Origin of the sequence: Roseibium sp. (genome assembly GCF_025698965.1) — a bacterium.
GTDB lineage: Bacteria > Pseudomonadota > Alphaproteobacteria > Rhizobiales > Stappiaceae > Roseibium.
Genome location: NZ_JAILWL010000642.1, coordinates 1 through 2,909, shown reverse-complemented (window position 1 = coordinate 2,909; position 2,909 = coordinate 1). Strand labels below are relative to the sequence as shown.

Sequence of the window (2,909 nt, the reverse complement as noted above, 5' to 3'; positions counted from 1 at the left end):
TATGCCAATAGCAGACGGCGAGGCGCAGATGATCTTCCATTCGCTTGCCAAGAACGATTTCGTCCTTGTTGTAATGGCGATAGGTCAGTGGATCGCGGCTGTCCGGTCCGGCGTATTGAATCGGCTGCACATCGCCGAAGAATCCAGTGCTCATATTCTTGCTCCTTAGAAGCCGGCTTGCTTGAGTGCCGGATAAAGTTTGCGCCAACGGTCATAGGCCTCGGCATAGGTTTCGGTCAGGGAGGGAACGGGATCGATGCTAGCCTTGAGAGCAGGCCTGGTGAATATCCCGTCGGTTGTTCCAAGTGCAGCGGCCTGCCCGAGACGGGCGGCGCCGAGAGACGCGCCGAAGTCGCCATCCACCGGCACATTGACCGACACGTTCAACAAACTGGCGATGATTTCCAGCCAGGTTCGTGAACGCGAGCCGCCGCCAACAGCCAGGACGCGATCAATTCTGGTTCCGGCAACGCTCAACGCCTCCAGGCAATCCATCAAGGCGAAGGCAACGCCGTCCATCACGGCATGGGTCAGCACCAGGTCGTCCGTATCGTGGGAAATGCCAGAAAACCCGGCCCGGATATCGACGTCGTTGTGTGGAGTGCGTTCGCCGCCGAGATAAGGCAGAAACGACACGGGAGAGGGACCGGAGATCTGGCCAAGTGCATTCGTCAATTCACCCGGAGATTTTTTCAAGATGCCCGAGAGCCAGTTGAGACTGTCGGTGGCCGACAGGATCACGCCCATCTGATGCCAGGTCTCAGGCACCGCATGACAGAAGGCATGAACCGCTCCGTCCACGTTCGGCGAAAAACGTTCATTGGTGACAAAAAGTACACCCGATGTTCCAAGCGAGACAAAAGCAGAGCCCGGATCGACCGCTCCCACGCCACAAGCCGAAGCCGCGTTGTCACCACCACCACCGGCGATCACCGGAGGGGTATCAAAGCCCCAGCGGGAACAATGCTCTGCCGTCATCACACCAGAGCTTTCCGACCCTTCCACGAGGCGGGGCATCTGATTGCGGGTCAATCCCGTTGCCGCCAGAAGGTCATCGCTCCAATCCCTCTTGGCAACGTCCATCCAAAGCGTTCCGGCGCTGTCTGACATGTCGCCGACATACTCGCCAGTCAGCTTAAAACGAACATAGTCCTTGGGCAGCAGGACCATCGCGGTTCCGGCGAAGATCTCCGGTTCATTTTCCCGAACCCATTGCAATTTGGGTGCGGTGAAGCCCGGCATGACAAGGTTGCCACCGAGGCTCATGAATTTCGGTTCCTTCTCGGCCAGTTCCGCACATTGTTTTCCGGATCTGCCGTCGTTCCAAAGGATGCACGGCCGCAAAGGGCGACCGGCCTTGTCCAGCAATGTTGCTCCGTGCATGTGTCCCGACAGGCCGATCCCCTTCACGGCCGATAATTCCGTCGGAACCTTGTTCTTCAGTTCGTCCAGCACCTGCTCGCACGCCGCCCACCAACTGTCCGGGTCCTGTTCCGACCAACCCGGATGCGGTCGTTCCACCGTAAGTTCCGAAGTCGCGGAGGCAATCAGGGACTGGTCTTCGCCAAGCAGGATGGCTTTGACCGAACTCGTGCCGATATCAAGACCGATATACATGAGGTGCGTTCCTCAAAAAACTTCAAAAAGAATGCCGATGCCCGTCACAAGGTCTCGGCGCGGTGTTTTTCAGCGTGTCTGGAATGAGCCTTTCCACTCAGATCAGACCAGGAGCCCGCGGGCTGAAGCCCGCGGGTCCGATTGGTTTACCCGAGCACAGTGTCGTCGACAAGTGCCCCCGGTCCCGGGGTCGCGCCCGGAGGACACTTGCCCAGAATGATCATGCCGAGCACGTCATCATCGGTCACATCGCTCGTCTTCGCGGTGCCGACAAGTTGGCCGTTTTTCATCACAGCCAGTCTGTCACACAACTGGAACACATCATGGATGTCGTGACTGATCAGGAAAATACCGAGACCCTGCTTCTTCAGTTCCTGGATCAGCTCCGCCACCATCTGCGTTTCATGTACGCCGAGTGCTGCAGTCGGCTCATCCATGATCAGGATCTTGGCATTGAAATAGACCGCACGGGCAATCGCGACCGATTGGCGCTGACCACCGGACAGCGCCTTGACCGGAGCATGGAACTTTTTGAAGTTCGGGTTGAGCCGTCCCATGATCTTGCGGGTTTCAGCTTCCATCTTGTCGTCATCGACAAATCCCAGCGGCGAGGTCAATTCACGACCCAGGAACAGGTTGGACGCCGCATCGAGATTATCGGCCAGCGCCAGTGTCTGGTAGATTGTCTCGATGTTTTGCGCCCGCGCATCCCGGGGCGAGTGAATGTGAACTTCTTCACCATTGATGCGGATTTCACCGCTGTCGGCCTTATAGGCGCCCGACAGGATCTTGATCAGCGTCGATTTTCCCGCACCGTTGTGGCCGAGCAGACCAACAACTTCGCCCGGATAAAGATCAACAGTCACGTGATCCACTGCATGCACCCCGCCAAAGGAGATGCACATGTCTTTCATTTCAACGAGAGGCGTTGCCATCACTTACTCTCCCGTGCGTCTGCGATAGATGATGTCGACCAGAACGGCGAGGACCAGCACGGTGCCCACGACGATGTTCTGAAGCGGTGCGTCCACACCGACCATTGCCATTCCGGACTGCAGCGACTGCATGATCAGGGCGCCAAGGATTGCGCCGTAGATCGTGCCGACACCACCCGCCAGAGCCGTCCCTCCGATAACGGCCGCTGCGATAACACGCAGTTCATCAAGCGTGCCGATGTCGTTGGTGGAAAAGCCGAGACGGGCCGAAGCAACTGCGGCCGCCAGTGCGCACAAGCCGCCCATGAGTGCAAAGATCTTGACGGTCAGGAATCGCGTGTTGATGCCTGAGAGTTC

At 57.9% G+C, this 2,909-nt stretch carries 2 protein-coding genes and 2 pseudogenes; all 4 read right to left on the bottom strand.

What is annotated here, in order from left to right; translation table 11 throughout:
• A pseudogene (locus K5905_RS30955) lies at positions 1–154 on the bottom strand (xylose isomerase); the annotation flags it as partial.
• A gap of 11 nt (positions 155–165) precedes the next feature.
• Positions 166–1,617 (bottom strand): xylulokinase, encoded by a 1,452-nt coding sequence (gene xylB, locus K5905_RS30950; RefSeq protein WP_297591560.1) that lies wholly within the window; start codon positions 1,615–1,617, stop codon positions 166–168.
• Between the two features lie 146 nt (positions 1,618–1,763).
• Entirely contained in the window at positions 1,764–2,531 is a 768-nt protein-coding gene (locus tag K5905_RS30945) for an ATP-binding cassette domain-containing protein (protein ID WP_367187044.1), read from the bottom strand.
• A 24-nt stretch (positions 2,532–2,555) separates the two neighbouring features.
• A pseudogene (locus K5905_RS30940) lies at positions 2,556–2,909 on the bottom strand (sugar ABC transporter permease); the annotation flags it as partial.

What these genes read in the sequence shown, in the direction of transcription:
- xylB (WP_297591560.1), bottom strand. Translation starts at nt 1,617, where the DNA reads ATGTATATCGGTCTTGATATCGGCACGAGTTCGGTCAAAGCCATCCTG.
- K5905_RS30945 (WP_367187044.1), bottom strand. Translation starts at nt 2,531, where the DNA reads ATGAAAGACATGTGCATCTCCTTTGGCGGGGTGCATGCAGTGGATCAC.